Raw genomic sequence first — 14,687 nt, 5'->3', positions numbered from 1 at the left:
CCTGCAAGCGCTGGCGGTTCCGGCGCGGTGACAGCGGAGAGGCATACGGTGGAACGCGTGGTACCCGACTCGGCGAAGTCCGGCGCCTCGGAACCGGAGCAGTACTGCTGGACCGAGCGGGAAGCCGAGCTGCTGACGGTCACCCTGCGGCTGCTGCAGTCACATGGTTACGACCGGCTGACCGTCGACGCGGTCGCCACCGAAGCCAAGGCGAGCAAGGCCACGATGTACCGCCGGTGGCCCTCGAAAGCCGACCTCGTGCTCGCGGCGTTCATCGAGGGCACCCGGGAGTCGGCGGTAGCACCCAACACCGGAAGTCTCCGCGAGGATCTGATCGCGATCGGTACGTCAGTGGCCGCGCATTCCCGGGAACACGCGAGCACGATGCGGGCAGTGCTCAACGAGATGTCGCACAGCGCGGACCTGCGGGCGGCGATGCAGGACAAGTTCGTCCGGCACCGGCACACGATGATGGAAGAGGTGCTGGCGACGGCCGCCGCGCGTGGCGAGATCGGCACCGACGCGATCAACCCCGAGATCTGGGACGTGCTGCCCGGCTACCTGGTGTTCCGCAGTCTGATGTCCGACCGCCCGCCAACCGACGAGACCGTTCGCATGCTCGTCGACGAAGTCGTGCTTCCCGCCCTGCAGCGCACCCGGACCTGACGTCAGCGCCCGTGCGCGGCGAAGAAGTCGGCGCTCGCCTGAGAGGCGTCGAACGGCCAGCTCATGGGCCAGACGTGGCCGCCGCCCGGGATCGTCACGAAGTCGACCTCGGTGCCGTCTGCGCATCCGGTCGACACCGAGCGGCCGGGCGTCGTGACGGGCGGCGGGCAGCCGTTGATCGCCCGCCACCGGTCGGCCATCGCCGGGGCGGAGAGGATGTCGCTGGGGCCGCCGCGGCCGACCATCGGTCCGCCGGTGAACGGCACCACCGGGTCGGCGTCCCCGTGCACTTCGAGCACCGACACCGGCCGCGACGGCGCACACGGGACGGCCGCGCCGAGCGTGCCGGCGACGGGCATCACCGCTGCCACCAGATCGGCCCGGTCGCAGGCCAGCCGCTGGGCCATGAACCCGCCGGCCGACATCCCCGTCACGAACACCCGGCCCGGGCTGATGGCGTACTGCCGGGTCAGCTCGGTGATGAGCGTGGACAGGAAGCCGACGTCGTCGACGCCCTGCCGGTCAGGGACCGACGCTCCGCGGCCGTCAGCCCAGCTCAGGTCGATGCCGTCGGGGTAGGCGACGACGAATCCGTACCGGTCGGCGATGGCGTCGTAGTTCGTCGCCGCTGCCTGGTCGCGGCCCGTCAGACCCGCACCGTGCAGATTGATCACCAGGCCGTTGGCCGCTCCGGGCGGCACGTGCACGACGTAGGTGCGCTGCATGCCGCCGATGTCGAGCAGGCCCTGCACGCCGGCAGGCGCCGCGGCAGACAGCCCGGCCGGGGCGGCGGCGATGCCGAGCAACGTGGCGATCAGGGTGACGAGGCGAGCGGCGGTCAAGTGCACGGGCGCAAGTATTGACACAACAACATGGACCGAAACGGAACGGCAGACATCGCGGCGACGTCGACCGGTGAGGTGCGACACGGCTTCATCTTCGCCCCGCGCCGACGGTGGTAGACACGGGGGTGGTGTCGTTCGACGAGAAGGAGGTCCGCGTGCGCGTCGTCATCGCAGGAGGACACGGCAAGATCGCACTGCTCACCGAGGCGTTGCTCAGCGCCAGGGGCGACTCGGTCGCCGGGCTGATCCGCAATCCCGAACACGCCGCCGATCTGACCGCGGCGGGCGCCGAACCCGTGGTGATCGACCTGGAGCACTCGACCGTCGACGACGTGGCGGCGCACCTGCGCGGAGCCGACGCGGTGGTCTTCGCCGCCGGTGCGGGGCCGGGCAGTGGGGCGGCGCGCAAGCAGACCGTGGACTGTGACGCGGCGATCCTGCTGGCCGATGCCGCCGAGGCCGCAGGGGTGGGTCGCTACGTGATGATCTCGGCCATGGGGGCCGATGTCGACACGCCCGACGACGCGGCGGACGAGGTCTTCGTCGCCTACCTGCGCGCCAAGGGCGCTGCCGATGACGAGATCCGTTCTCGCCGAGGACTTTCCGCCACCATCGTGCGGCCGGGACGGCTCACCGACGACCCGCCGACCGGCAACGTCACCATCGCCGAGCGCACCGGACGCGGCGCGGTCCCCCGCGCCGACGTCGCCGCGGTGATCGTCGGGGTGCTCGATGCGCCGCACACGGCGGGCCGCACCTTCGACCTGATCTCCGGCGACACCCCGATCGCCGACGCACTGTCCTGAACCGCGAGCAGACGCAAACTCGGCCGTTCCGGGCGCGATCCGTACGAGTTCGTGTCTGCTCGCGGGGAGGTCAGGAGGGCGCGAAGACCGCCTTGAAGCGGTTCAGCGACTCCTGGATGTCGCTCTTGAGAGCCCCGGCGACGACCATCCCGATCGGCCCGAACAGCGCGGGCCCGCCGAGGTGGACGTCGAACTGCACGGTCGAGACGGCCGGATCCTGAGGGGCCGCCTTGACCTTGCCGATCAGCTTGACCTTGACGCCGCCGCGGCCGTCACCGTTGAGCGTCATCGCCTCCGGTGGCTTGTAGTGCACGACGGTCCAGCGCACGCGGTTGAGCATGCCCTTGACCTCGACGATCGAGTCGAGCGTGGTGCCCTTGTCGATGGTGTCGGGCAGCGGGGAGCGCCACACCCGGTGAATGGACAGCCACTCCTTGTACCGGGACAGGTCCGACGCGCTCTCCCACGCCCGCTCGGGGGGCAGCGGCACGTCGACCGAGACCGACAGCTTGGCCATACCGCGGGCGGCCCTACGACACCGGAGGAGCCGTCGGGGGCTCCTGCTGCGGAGGCACCGGGGGCTGCTGCGGTTGCGGAGGCACCGGGGGCTGTTGCGGCGCGACCTGGTCGGCGACTGCCTTCCTGGCGGCGTCCTGCACCTTGTCGACGGTCGAGGCGTACTTGCCCTGCGTCTTCTTGGCCACGAGGTCACCGGCCTTGCCGATCACGGTGTCCACCTTGTCGGCGTTCTTGGAAAGAAGATCCTTCGCCTTGTCCAGAAATCCCATGCGCCCGACTTTACCGGTCCGGCGAACGCCACAGCCTGCGACGCCGAGCTCCCCGACCCCATGGCGACGCCGATGTCGGCGTCCTTGAGTGCCAGCACGTCGTTGACGCCGTCACCGGTCATCGCGACGGTGTGGCCGCGTGACTGCAGCGCATGCACCATCGACCGCTTCCGGTCGGGCCGCACTCGCCCGAATGTCGTGTACTCCTTTAGCGCCTCGGCCAGCCGATCGGCTCCGCCGGCAGTCGGCGTGCGTCCATCGCCTCCCCGGTGAGGCCGACTGAGACCGCGACGTCCCCGGAGATCACCGTGACCGAGACATGTTGCGAGGCAGAGTAATCGAGGGTGTCGCGGGCGTCGAGCTCCAGCCCGGCGGCATCCGGGGCCTCCGCGATGACGGAGCGAAGCCCTGTCACCTGCCAGTGGCGTGAGTTTGTAAGCGACACGCGAGTAAGGCGACGAGTGACTGCGGGGCCTGCCGTTCAACGACTCCCTGCGCTAGTCACCGTGGCCACGCCCTGAGCCACCGTGACCCCTGCCGCCGCCGTGGCCAGGCTTCGGTTTGGGCGGGCTGAAGATGTGGGGCGGCTGAAGGATCGGAGGTAGCCAGGTGACCAGTGGCGGAAACACAACGGGCGGCAAGGCAACTCGCGGGGGCGGCGCTGGCGGGGCGGGTGGGGCCTGCGGGGCGGGCGCTGCGTTGCGCACCACCCGCGGCGGCGGGGAGGGCGGGACCTTCAACCGTGCCATCTCGGCGACGGCCGCCGCAGGTGGTGGCGCCGTCGGCGCGGGGTCGGCGGCCGGTGTGGGAACCCGTTGCGGCGCGGCGGGCGGTGCGCCCGCCGAAGCCGGGGACTGCATCACACCGCCGGAATGCAGCGTCGTCCCGTTTTTACTCGGCTGGAAACTGATCGCCATCGCAATGGCCAGTGCCGTAATTCCGACCGCAAACACGGCGGTCAGCGAACTGCCCATCATCAGGAACGGCTTGCTGGGTTGCGGCACGTCGCCGCGTTCCGAAGCGGTGTAGGCGGCGCCCAAGGAAGCCTCATCATGGCCGAGGCGCGTGGTCGCGTCATAGGCAAGCGCAATCGGGTAGGCCGCTGGGTGGATCACCGTGTCGCCGGGATCCTGTGAGTAGGCCAAGCCGATAGTGGTCGTATCGAAGCGGGGCGCTTGGGCCGATGCCAGCGCAGCGCCGCGGGCTAATGCCAGATGGGGCTTCTCCGGGGCGATGACCGGCACCGCGACAAGGGCCTGCAAACGTGCCTTGACCGCGGATACGTCCACGCCGGAGCCGACGACGCACAGGCCCTGGGCCGCTGGTTCCCTGGCCTGAAGGCTGGTGACCATGCCGGCCACGACGGTGGCCGCATCTTCGCCGGCCAGACTTTGGCTGAGTATCGCGAACACTGAGCCGTCGACGGTATCGACGATCGCCAGCGTCGCGGTGTCGCGCCCGACGAACATCAGTGCGGTCTTGCGGTACCCCAGCGCCCGACCTGTTTGTTGGGTGAGTGCCGCGGCGGCGTGCAGCTCCGACACCAGCAGTACATCGTCGAGGCCGCGGGCGACCAACGCCTGCCTCAGCAGGGCTGCTTCGGTGTGGTCGGTCCACGCGACTCCGGTGGATACCAGATGGTGGCCGCCGGCCAACGCGCCCTCCTGGGTACCCAGGACCGCGGCGACGACGTGATCGGACGGGCTCAACGCCGCCGAGGCATCGACCGTGGTGAAGTCCAGAACATCGTGCTCCACGATGACACCGTCGGCCTTTTCGCCCTCAACAAGTGCGATGCTGACCGCCGTCGATGTCATTGACACACCAAGTACGAACTCCACCGCCCCTCCAAGACAATTTGCGCGACCATCGGGCGGGCGGTCAACGCGCCCTACACAAACCGTGGCATCCCACCGCCACCGAGCTGACCATTTTCAGCGGACCACGCGGACTAGTGCTCGCATTGGCCCTATGGGACGAACCCTACTCGTTTCGCCGAGTCCAGTGACGTGGAAAGAATTATTGAGGGCCCACCGATCGAGGTGGTGCGGCCACCCGAACTGGTGCGATTGCGTAGCAGCGCGATTGCTTGGGGCAGGTGTGGTTTCAGTGCCCGCCGGGGGGTATCAACGGCCGCTAAACCGCACACGCGCATCACGTGAAGTTGACAAGATGATACCGATCGGCAGCGGAGCGGCACGGACGCTACGGCGCGTCTGCGAACTGGTTCGCTGCGGACGACGGACAGCACTCGATGAGATCAGGAAACGGTGGCCGTTAAGCCTTCGGATCCGCTGCGGCGGCCGAGACAGCACGACAATGCCGCAGTGCACGAATCGGTGCGGGCGCACTGGCGTGAGCTGGTTCGCCGCGCAGGATCGGATGGCGACACCGCGCGACAGCACCCACGTGCCGACGACACCACGCCACTCGATCCCGACGTTGACGACACCGCGCGACCGGACCGGGTCAGGCCGGTCATGTCTTCGGTTGTGCTGGGACTCCATACCGATCGTTCGCCGCAACGGTCGGTGAGGGCGGCGAGGCGCGCCGGTGAGTTGGTTCGCCGCCCACGACCCGTCGACGGCACTGAGCGCCTTCGCCGCAGGGCCGACAAGCCTCCGATACCGACGAGATCGCCGAGACCCCATACCGATCATTCGCGGCAGCAGTCGGTGCGTTCGGCTAGGCGCGCCGATGAGGTGGTTCACCGTCCACGACCCGTCGACGACACTGAGCGCCTTCGCCGCAGGGCCCATAAGCCTCCGGTATCGAGGAGATTGCACAACCACGCCGCACTGCATGAATCGGTAACTGTTGATGAGACACATCTTTGGGGGCTGCGGGTCAAGCGAACTGCCGTGGCGTTCGGCGCCGTTCTGTTCTTCGTCGCTTTGGTCGTCTTCAGCGGGCGGCCCTTTGGAGGCACTCACCAACCCACGCAACAGCCAGCGGTGCCATCGGCCAATGGCGGCGGGTCATCTGCCGCGACGGACAAGGGGCCGGGAGCGATGCCACCCGGGCCTTCTGGTGGGCATCCCGCGAACCAATCCAGCGGCGCACTGCCGCCGGCCCAAGGCATACAAGCATTTCCAGGCGGCGCTGAGCACCCCCCGACGTTGATGCCCCAAGAGCAGAGCAAAAGCCGTCCGGCATTGTGGCCGCAGCTCCTGCTCAACGGCGTGCTGGCGGCTCTGTCACTGGGTTTGGTGACCATCTCCGGCACTACCCTGTGGTGGATGCTGCATGCGTGGCGCAGTCCAGAAGCGTTGGCAGCAACGGGTTTTCGGCGTCGCGCAGCCGGTGCACCGCGCTCGTTCTCTTTGCTGCTACCGGCTCGCCACGAACAGGATGTCCTGGGCGACACCATCGATGCGATGGCCCGGCTCGACCACCCCAGGTACGAGGTGATCGTGATCATCGGCCATGACGACCCGCAGACTGATTCGGTAGCGCGCGCGGGGGCGGCGCGCCACCCGGGGATCGTCAGGGTGGTCATGGACCACAACATGCCGAAGAACAAACCGAAGGCACTGAACACCGCGCTGCCCGCATGCCGCGGCGACATCGTCGGTGTCTTCGACGCCGAGGACGAGGTGCATCCGGGACTGCTGCGTCTGGTCGAAGCGCGCTTCGAGGAATCCGGCGCAGATGTGGTGCAGGCCGGCGTGCAGCTGATGAACGTCCAGACGAGTTGGTGGTCGCTGCGCAACTGCCTCGAGTATTACTTCTGGTTCCGGTCGCGACTGCATTTCCACGCCGATCAGCGATTCATTCCGCTCGGCGGCAACACCGTGTTCACCAAGACGAAGCTGTTACGGGAGGTGGGCGGCTGGGATCGTGACTGTCTGGCCGAGGACTGCGAGATCGGGGTGCGGCTGTCGACGCGCGGTGCCCGGGTGGCCGTCGCGTATGACCCACAAACGGTCACGCGGGAAGAAACTCCGGGATCCATCAGCTCCCTCGTCAAGCAGCGCACCCGATGGGATCAGGGGTTTCTGCAGGTTTATCGGAAGGGCGAGTGGCGCAAGCTGCCTGGCCGGCGGCAGCGGCTGTTGGCCCGCTACACGCTGGCGATGCCCTTCCTGCAGGCGGCGACGGGAGTGTTGTTGCCCGTGTCGCTTGCGTCGATGTTCGTGTTGAAGGTTCCGGTGCCGACTGCCTTGGTGACGTTTCTGCCGCTGGCGCCGACGTTCGTCATGATGGCGGTCGAGGCGGCCGCACTTGGCGAGTTCGGGCGCGAATTCGGCATCCGAATACGTGTGCGTGATCACGCGCGACTGATGCTGGGCACATTCCCGTACCAGCTGCTCCTCGCCGTTGCAGCCGTGCGGTCGGTGTGGCGCGAGAGCCGCGGACACGGCGGCTGGGAGAAGACCACTCATACCAATGCCCATCGCACCGGCACATCCGAGCGGCGGGCTTCGGCATGACTGCGCGACTCGACCTGATTCCTGACGACACGGCGCGACGAGATCTTGATCGAAGGTCCGACGAGTACAGGGCCACGGCGACACCGCCGAACCACGTTTCACCGCACGACGCTGTGGACACGCGCGGCGGCGACGTGGTTCGCCGCGCACGACCGGGTCTCAAGATTCGCGCAATCGGTCTGAATCCCTCGATCCCGATACTCGGGATCTTGTTGATCCTCACCGGACTGGTGCGGTTGATGAACCTGACCGGGTCGCCTGCCCGACTCGACGACGAAGGCACGTATATGGCCCAGGCCTACGCCGTGTCTGAATGGGGTGAACTCGCCCACTACACCTACTGGTACGACCATCCGCCGGCCGGCTGGCTGCAGTTGGCACTGTGGACTGTGATTACAGGTCCCGACTTCGGCGGGAATGCAGTCGCTGCCGGCAGATACCTGATGGTCATCGTCGCCGTGGTCACCGCTGCCCTGCTGTGGGCCTTGGCGCGCCGAATCGAGATGTCGCGGTGGGCAGCCGCGGTGGCTGTCGCGATCTTCGCGTTGTCTCCATTGTCTATCTCATTGACCCGCACGGTCTATCTGGACAATCTCGCCATCGCTTGGGTGCTGGGCGCGCTGGTGCTTCTGTGCTCACCCCGGCGCCGGCTTTCGGCAGTGTTCGGCGCAGCAATATGTCTCGGCGTAGCGGTGCTGACCAAAGAGACCATGCTGCTGCTGCTGCCGACGTTCGCCTGGCTGGTGTGGACCAGGCCGGCGCCGGTGACTCGCCGGTACGCGCTCGCCGTGTTCGTCGCCCTGTTCGGAGTGGTGGTGAGCAGCTACCTGCTGATGGCTGTCCTGCGGGGTGAGCTGGTCCCCGGGCCCGGCCATGTCAGTCTCTGGGATGGCATCAGTTTCCAGCTGTGGCAGCGCACGCCCGGCGGCACGCTCGATGACCCCTATTCGCTCAAGCGCCATACCGTTGAGGAATGGCTCCGGCTTGATCCGAGTCTTCCGTTCTTGGCCGTCGCGATCGCCCTGGCCGCTCTGTTCGTCAAGCGCCTCCGGGCTTTCGCGGTCGGGTTGGTCGTGCTCATCGTCATTGTTCTGCGGCCCGGATATCTGCCGGTGCCATTCATCCTGTCCGCGCTGCCGCTGACAGCGCTTCTTGCCGCGGCCACCGGCGAGGTCGCGCTGCGCTATGTCTGCCGCAACGTCGAGCAGCGATCGATCGGCCTGCGGCGCTTCCGTTTTCCGGTGCTTGCCGCTGGGACGCTCATCGTGTCCATCGCCGTGTCATTGTGGCTGCCGGTCTATCACGGCTTGATGGAGTCCGATGAAGACGCGTCGATGCGGCAGACGCAGCAGTGGGTCTCGCAGAACGTGCCGAAGACCGACCGTCTGATCGTCGATGATGCGTTCTGGCTGGACTTCATCCGGGACGGCCGAGACCGGCGCAACGTCGTGTGGGCCTACAAGGTGGATACCGACGGACAGGTGAAGGGCTGGGCCCCGCACGGCTGGACCGACTACCAATGGGTCGTGTCGACGGCGTCGCTGCGTGCCAACATGCCGCCGAAAGGTGTACTCACAGAGGCGGTTGCACACTCACATCCAGCCGCGATATTCGGCTCGAGTGGAACCCGAGTGGAGGTGCTTCGTGTCGACAACGGCCGACCGAACTCGAAGCCGCCGCCGCCCGCGGCTGCGGCGTTCGGCGGTCAACTGGCGGCGCACCTGGCCGGTACCACCGACGCCGAGGTACTCGCGGTTCTGCAATCTCCGACGATAGACCAACGTGTGCTTGCGACGCTGGCTGTGGTCGCTGCAACGCAACCCGTTCGCGTCGAGGCGGTTTCGACCATCGCAGGAGAGAGCGACGCCGGCACGCCGCGACGCGAAATCACACTGGGCGGCCCGCGCCGACAGCTGGAAGGTGTGGCGGCATTTTTCCAACACCAAGAAGGACCGTTCGCGGTCGAGTCGGTGGATCTGACTTCGAACGGACTCGAAGTTCGATTTCCGGCGCGCGGCTGGGATGTCGGTTTGGGCACAGGGCCGACGCCGCGGCAGGACGCTCCGGCGGCGCTGCGGGTCGCCGATCTGCGCCGTGACCGACCGGCCGAGCAACTCACCGTGGTGGGCATCGACGGCACCGCCGCCGGCTCGCTCGAGGCGAGCGACGCCGCGAATCCCTCCGGCTATCGGTCGATGCCTGCCGGGACGTACGTGGTGGTCACGAACCGTGCCGGTGGTACGCCGGTGATCCGGCAGGTGATCACGCTCTCGCCGGGGGCGACCTACACACTCGCACTGTTCTCCGCGGCCGACACCAGCCGTGTCGCGGCGCAACTCGCACCGGACGGGCCGCCGGGCGGGCTAGGGCCCGACTCCGCTGTGCGGGTGCTGGACGCCGCCAATGCTGCGGGATCTGTCTACGTCGCGCTCGCGCTGCCGCAGAAGAATGAGCCGATGGTGCTGGTGAATCAGGCTGCGTACGGTCTGATCACCGGGTACGCCACGGTCCCCGCGGGGCGGTACCAGGCCGTTATGACGGCAAATGGCCGGGAATGGCGCCAACCCGTTGAATTCCTGCGTGGTCAGCCGATGAGTCTCCTGCTTACCGACGGGCCGGATGGTCCTCTGCTGCGCACGCTGCGGGACGTTCCCGAGGCCCCCACCGCACTGAATCCACCAACCTTGACGATGCCCGCCGGCGGAGATGCAGTGGACAAAGCGAAAACGACGATGCCCGCGTCAATCGAACGCTCAGGCGGAAAGCGGATCGCGGTCCTGCTGTTCGTCCTCGCCATCGTGGGCGCAGCGGTCCTGCGGGTCAGGGCGCGACCGCCGCGGCGGCCTGAACCGCAAACGGATGCGGCGGAGCACCACGGGGTGCGGGCGCGCTGGCGTCAGGTAGTTCGCCGCGAACGACCGGTTGACGAGATTGCAGGGCGAGACTGGGATGGTGACCAGACAGCGCGACTGAATCCGGACGGTGACCGGACAGCGCGACTGAATCCGGACGGTGACCGGACAGCGCGACTGAATCCGGACGGTGACCGAACAGCGCGACTGAATCCGGACGGTGACCGGACAGCGCGACTGGACTCGGACAGGTCTGCCGTAACGCTTTCGGTTGCGGTGTCGCCGCCGAGACACCGCACCGATCCTCCGCTGCACCAATCCGTGCGGGCGCACTGGCGAGATGTGGTTCGCCGCGCACGCCCGGTCGACGACACCGCTCGAATGCTTCTGGGTGTTGACGACACCGCGCCAATGAATACGGACCTGACGACCGGTGATCTTTCGGTTCCTCGGGGGCCCAGGTGAGGCGGCGGCTGAGCAGCGGGCCGGCCCTTGCGCTGCTGCTGGTGTTGGTGGTCGGCGCCGGTTGGTGGGTCGCGAATGCGATCGATCCGCGGCTCGACGCGGCGGGCGTTGCCCGCATGCGCGAGGATACTGCGCGCACCACTGGTCGACAGTTCCTGGATGAGTACGTCGAACCCGACGGGCGGGTCGTCCGCCGCGACGAGGGTGGTGACGTTGTGAGCGAGGGACAGGCTTACGCGATGCTCATCGCAGTCGCGGTTGACGACCAGGCGCGGTTCCGGTCGATATGGGAGTGGACGAAGACCCATCTGCGCCGCGCCGACGGTTTGCTCGCGTGGCGGTGGGCCGCTGACAAGGTCACCGATGTCAACAGCGCTGCGGATGCCGATCTCGATGCGGCGCGCGCGTTGGTCGTGGCCGGTCGACGCTTCAATGCGCCCGAGTTCACGGAGGATGGCAAGGGGCTGGGCGAGGCGATCCTGCGGAGAGAGACGGTAGCCGTTGGCACTTCAACGGCTAAGGTAGGCGAGCTGAATCCGCCGGGTGTATGGGTGGCAGGACTAGGGCGCATCCTGGTCGGCGGCAACTGGGCCAGAACGCCGCCGTACGTCGTCAATCCGGGGTACTTCAGTCCTCGCGCCGATTGGGAGCTCTTCGAGGCGTCGGCCGACAGGCGGTCGACCGACAGTGCCCTCACCTTGCGCGGACCGGTCTGGCACCGCGATCCTCGCGTCGAACAATCACCCTTCGAGGCTTCGGCCGACCGACGCTGGGTGGACATCACCCGCACCCAACGGGTGGTGGCGTGGCAGCTCCTCGGGGCCGGGATGCTGCCGCCCGATTGGGCCCGGGTCAGCGAAGTCGGGCACGCGGTGCCCACCGGACCCGTCCGCGGGGGGCCGATACGCTTTGGGCTCGACGCCGCGCGAATGCCAGTCCGATTCGCGGAATCCTGCGATCGAGAGGACCGAGCCCTCGCGGGTGCGATGCGCCCGATCCTCACGGCGCCGGGTGCCGTTCCCGCGCTGCGGAACCTGGATGGGTCTGCTGCCAGCGATTGGCAGCATCCCGTCGCCCTGGTGGCCGCGGCGGCGACCGAGCAGGGCGTGGGCAATACCGACGGCGCCGTCGAGCGCCTCGACGCGGCGGCGCGACTTCAGCAGCGGTCGCCTACCTATTACGGCGCCGCATGGGTGGCGCTGGGCCGCATCATGCTGACCACCTCGCTGCTCGGCGAATGCCCGGTGGCAGGTTGAGCGCCTCGATCATGGAGGACTGACCGCAATGCCGTTGGTACACAGCTTGCTTACCGGTGACGGTGCAGGCCATTACCGCGGTGGTCCTGGTGGACCGACCTGCTGGCGATCTCGGCGGTGGCGGGTGTCCACAAACCCCATGCGCCCTTCTTCACCGGTCCGGCGAACGCCACAGCCTGCGGGTTTCGCCCAGCACGGCGCCCTGGACCCACCAGATCACCTCGACGGCGGCCGCGCCGAGCACCCCGATCCCCAGCGCGGTGGACGTCGTCGCGACGTTCGACGGATCGAGCATGAACAGCTCGCGCGCGCCGGGCAGAGAGAAGATCGCCACGTAGGCGAGCGCGGAGGCCGCGACGAGCGCCACCCGCCACCACTCGTAGGGCCGGGCGACCACGGCGAGCACCCACAGGGCGGAGACCAGCAACGTGATCAGCGCCGCGGTCGAGGCTTGCGTCTGTTCGACCTGGCTCGCCGCCCGCCCCTGGTAGGCCAGCAGATACGAGGCGAACGTCGCGATCCCCACGGCCAGACCCGACGGCAGCGCCGAGGTCATCACGCGCCGCACGAAACCCGGATGGGCACGTTCGGCGTTGGGTGCCAGCGACAGGATGAACGCCGGGATGCCGATCGTGAACCACGCGGCGATCGTGACGTGGATCGGCTGGAACGGGAACAGCAGCGGATCGGTGCCGAAGATCTCGGCCGACAGACCCGCCAGCCCGACGAGCACCGCGAGCAGCACCGAGTACACGGTCTTGGTCAGGAACAGGTTGGAGACCCGTTCGATGTTGCCGATCACCCTCCGGCCCTCGCCGACCACGTAGGGCAGGGTGGCGAACTTGTTGTCCAGCAACACGATCTGCGCCACCGCGCGTGACGCGGAACTTCCCGACCCCATGGCGACGCCGATGTCGGCGTCCTTGAGGGCCAGCACGTCGTTGACGCCGTCGCCGGTCATCGCGACGGTGTGGCCGCGTGACTGCAGCGCATGCACCATCGACCGCTTCTGGTCGGGCCGTACCCGCCCGAACGTCGTGTACTCCTCCAGCGCCTCGGCCAGCCGATCGGGCTCCGCCGGTAGCAGGCGCGCGTCCATGGTCTCGCCGGTGAGACCGAGCGAGCCGGCGACCGCACCGACCGACACGGCGTTGTCCCCGGAGATCACCTTGACCGACACATGTTGGGAGGCAAAGTAATCGAGGGTGTCACGGGCATCGGGGCGGACGCGCTGCTCGAGCACCACCAACGCGGCGGGGGTGACGGTGCCGGGTGCGCCGGGGTCGTCGACGGGGAGGTCGCTGGAGCCCAGCAGCAGCACCCGCAGGCCGCGGGCGCCGATCCGCTCGGCCTCCTCGGCGGCCGGTGACGCCGGATCCAGCAGGACGTCCGGCGCGCCGATCACCCAGTTGCCGTGCTCGCCGTAGGACGTGCCGCTCCATTTGGTCGCCGACTTGAACGGCGCGGTGGCCGTCGGGCTCCAGCCCGGTGGCATCCGGTAGGCCTCCGCGATCGCGGCCATGCTGGCGTTGGGCCGGGGGTCGTCGGCGGCGAGTTGGGCCAGGACCTCCGTCACGCCCGAGGCGTCGAGTCTCTTCAGATCGCTGACCCGCATACCGTTCTCGGTGAGGGTGCCGGTCTTGTCGGCGCACACCACGTCGACCCGCGCGAGGCCCTCGATCGCGGGGAGTTCGTTGACCAGGCACTGCCGCCGGCCCAGCCGGACCACGCCGACCGCGAACGCGATCGAGGTCATCAGCACCAGGCCTTCGGGCACCATCGGCACCAGCGCGCCGACCATGCGCAGCACCGACTCCTGCCACCCGGCGTCGGTGGTGAAGAGCTGGGTGTAGATGATCAGCGCTCCGGCCGGCACCAGCAGGTAGGTGATGAACTGCAGGATCGTGTTGATGCCGCTGCGCAGTTCGGATTTCACCAGCGTGAACTTGCTGGCCTCCTCGGCCAGCTTGGCGGCGTACGCCTCGCGGCCGACCTTCGTGGCCCGGTAGGCGCCGCCGCCGGCGACCACAAAGCTGCCCGACATCACATGCTCGCCAGCGGTTTTGGTGATCGGGTCGGCCTCCCCCGTCAGCAGCGACTCGTCGACCTCGAGGTTGGCCGCCTCGAGAATGTCGCCGTCGACGACGATCTGGTCCCCCGGCCCCAGCTCGATGACGTCGTCGAGTACCACCTCGCTGGGGAGCAGCGGCTCAGTGCCAGACTGCCTGCGCACCAACGGTTTCGCCTGACCGACGATCGCGAGCTTGTCCAGCGTCCGTTTGGCGCGCAACTCCTGGATGATGCCGATCGCACTGTTGGCGATGATCAGCAGGCCGAACGCACCGTTGATCAGCGAGCCGGTGGACAGCACGATGACCAGCAGCACGCCCAGGATCGCGTTGATGCGGGTGAACACGTTGCCGCGCACGATCTCCGAGACGCTGCGCGCCGCGCGCGTGGGGACGTCGTTGGTCTTGCCCTCGGCGATGCGCTGCGCGACCTCGGCATCGGAGAGGCCGGCGGACACGACGGCGGTCATGAAAGCGCCCTGCACCCGTCGAATTCGACGTTCTGGC

General features: G+C 68.0%; 10 protein-coding genes and 1 pseudogene. 5 read left to right on the top strand and 6 right to left on the bottom strand.

Annotation, left to right across the window (positions count from 1 at the left end; all coding sequences use genetic code 11):
• Positions 1-57: 57 nt before the first annotated feature.
• Complete coding sequence (locus G6N45_RS09395; protein WP_163728136.1) at positions 58-666, top strand: TetR/AcrR family transcriptional regulator; 609 nt, start codon at positions 58-60, stop codon at positions 664-666.
• Between the two features lie 2 nt (positions 667-668).
• Here G6N45_RS09395 and G6N45_RS09390 read toward each other — a convergent pair whose 3' ends face one another.
• Positions 669-1,514: a CE1 family esterase gene (locus tag G6N45_RS09390; RefSeq protein ID WP_407664313.1), complete on the bottom strand. Its 846-nt coding sequence runs from the start codon at positions 1,512-1,514 to the stop codon at positions 669-671.
• Between the two features lie 152 nt (positions 1,515-1,666).
• On the opposite strand from G6N45_RS09390, the gene G6N45_RS09385 reads away from it, so the two are divergent.
• Positions 1,667-2,317: an NAD(P)H-binding protein gene (locus G6N45_RS09385; RefSeq protein ID WP_163728128.1), complete on the top strand. Its 651-nt coding sequence runs from the start codon at positions 1,667-1,669 to the stop codon at positions 2,315-2,317.
• 70 nt (positions 2,318-2,387) lie between these two features.
• On the opposite strand, the gene G6N45_RS09380 is transcribed toward G6N45_RS09385, so the two are convergent.
• The 4 genes and pseudogenes from G6N45_RS09380 to G6N45_RS09365 all read right to left on the bottom strand — a co-directional run bounded on the left by G6N45_RS09380 (position 2,388) and on the right by G6N45_RS09365 (position 4,928).
• The gene (locus tag G6N45_RS09380; RefSeq protein WP_163721841.1) at positions 2,388-2,834 is read right to left on the bottom strand and encodes a type II toxin-antitoxin system Rv0910 family toxin; all 447 of its coding nucleotides are present in this window, start codon (positions 2,832-2,834) and stop codon (positions 2,388-2,390) included.
• 13 nt (positions 2,835-2,847) lie between these two features.
• Positions 2,848-3,105: an antitoxin gene (locus tag G6N45_RS09375; protein WP_163721840.1), complete on the bottom strand. Its 258-nt coding sequence runs from the start codon at positions 3,103-3,105 to the stop codon at positions 2,848-2,850.
• Positions 3,106-3,131: 26 nt separating this feature from the next.
• Positions 3,132-3,466: pseudogene (locus G6N45_RS09370) on the bottom strand (HAD-IC family P-type ATPase); the annotation flags it as partial.
• Between the two features lie 136 nt (positions 3,467-3,602).
• Positions 3,603-4,928, bottom strand: a complete 1,326-nt coding sequence (locus tag G6N45_RS09365) for a DUF7159 family protein (protein WP_456093957.1) — start codon at positions 4,926-4,928, stop codon at positions 3,603-3,605.
• 1,299 nt (positions 4,929-6,227) lie between these two features.
• Between G6N45_RS09365 and G6N45_RS09360 the strand changes: the two genes are divergently transcribed.
• Genes G6N45_RS09360 through G6N45_RS09350 form a run of 3 tightly spaced genes read left to right on the top strand, consistent with a single transcriptional unit; the run spans position 6,228 to position 12,111 of the window.
• A complete protein-coding gene (locus tag G6N45_RS09360) occupies positions 6,228-7,538 on the top strand; it encodes a glycosyltransferase (RefSeq protein ID WP_163721838.1) in 1,311 nt (436 codons plus the stop codon).
• The gene (locus G6N45_RS09355) at positions 7,535-10,855 is read left to right on the top strand and encodes a glycosyltransferase family 39 protein (RefSeq protein ID WP_246228932.1); all 3,321 of its coding nucleotides are present in this window, start codon (positions 7,535-7,537) and stop codon (positions 10,853-10,855) included. Before G6N45_RS09360 ends, G6N45_RS09355 begins: the two co-directional genes overlap by 4 nt.
• Positions 10,852-12,111, top strand: a complete 1,260-nt coding sequence (locus G6N45_RS09350; RefSeq protein WP_163721837.1) for a glycosyl hydrolase family 8 — start codon at positions 10,852-10,854, stop codon at positions 12,109-12,111. Before G6N45_RS09355 ends, G6N45_RS09350 begins: the two co-directional genes overlap by 4 nt.
• A 151-nt stretch (positions 12,112-12,262) precedes the next feature.
• Here G6N45_RS09350 and G6N45_RS09345 read toward each other — a convergent pair whose 3' ends face one another.
• On the bottom strand, positions 12,263-14,650 hold the full coding sequence (locus G6N45_RS09345) for a cation-translocating P-type ATPase (protein WP_163721836.1): 2,388 nt from the start codon (positions 14,648-14,650) through the stop codon (positions 12,263-12,265).
• Positions 14,651-14,687 lie beyond the last annotated feature (37 nt).

It is taken from the genome of Mycolicibacterium psychrotolerans (assembly GCF_010729305.1).
Lineage (GTDB): Bacteria > Actinomycetota > Actinomycetes > Mycobacteriales > Mycobacteriaceae > Mycobacterium > Mycobacterium psychrotolerans.
The sequence above is the reverse complement of the archived record's forward strand: the minus strand, read 5'-3'. Positions and strand labels throughout refer to the sequence as shown.

Coding starts and splice junctions, on each gene's coding strand:
- G6N45_RS09355 (WP_246228932.1), top strand. CDS start 7,535: ATGACTGCGCGACTCGACCTGATTCCTGACGACACGGCGCGACGAGAT.
- G6N45_RS09345 (WP_163721836.1), bottom strand. CDS start 14,650: ATGACCGCCGTCGTGTCCGCCGGCCTCTCCGATGCCGAGGTCGCGCAG.
- G6N45_RS09380 (WP_163721841.1), bottom strand. CDS start 2,834: ATGGCCAAGCTGTCGGTCTCGGTCGACGTGCCGCTGCCCCCCGAGCGG.
- G6N45_RS09360 (WP_163721838.1), top strand. CDS start 6,228: ATGCCCCAAGAGCAGAGCAAAAGCCGTCCGGCATTGTGGCCGCAGCTC.
- G6N45_RS09375 (WP_163721840.1), bottom strand. CDS start 3,105: ATGGGATTTCTGGACAAGGCGAAGGATCTTCTTTCCAAGAACGCCGAC.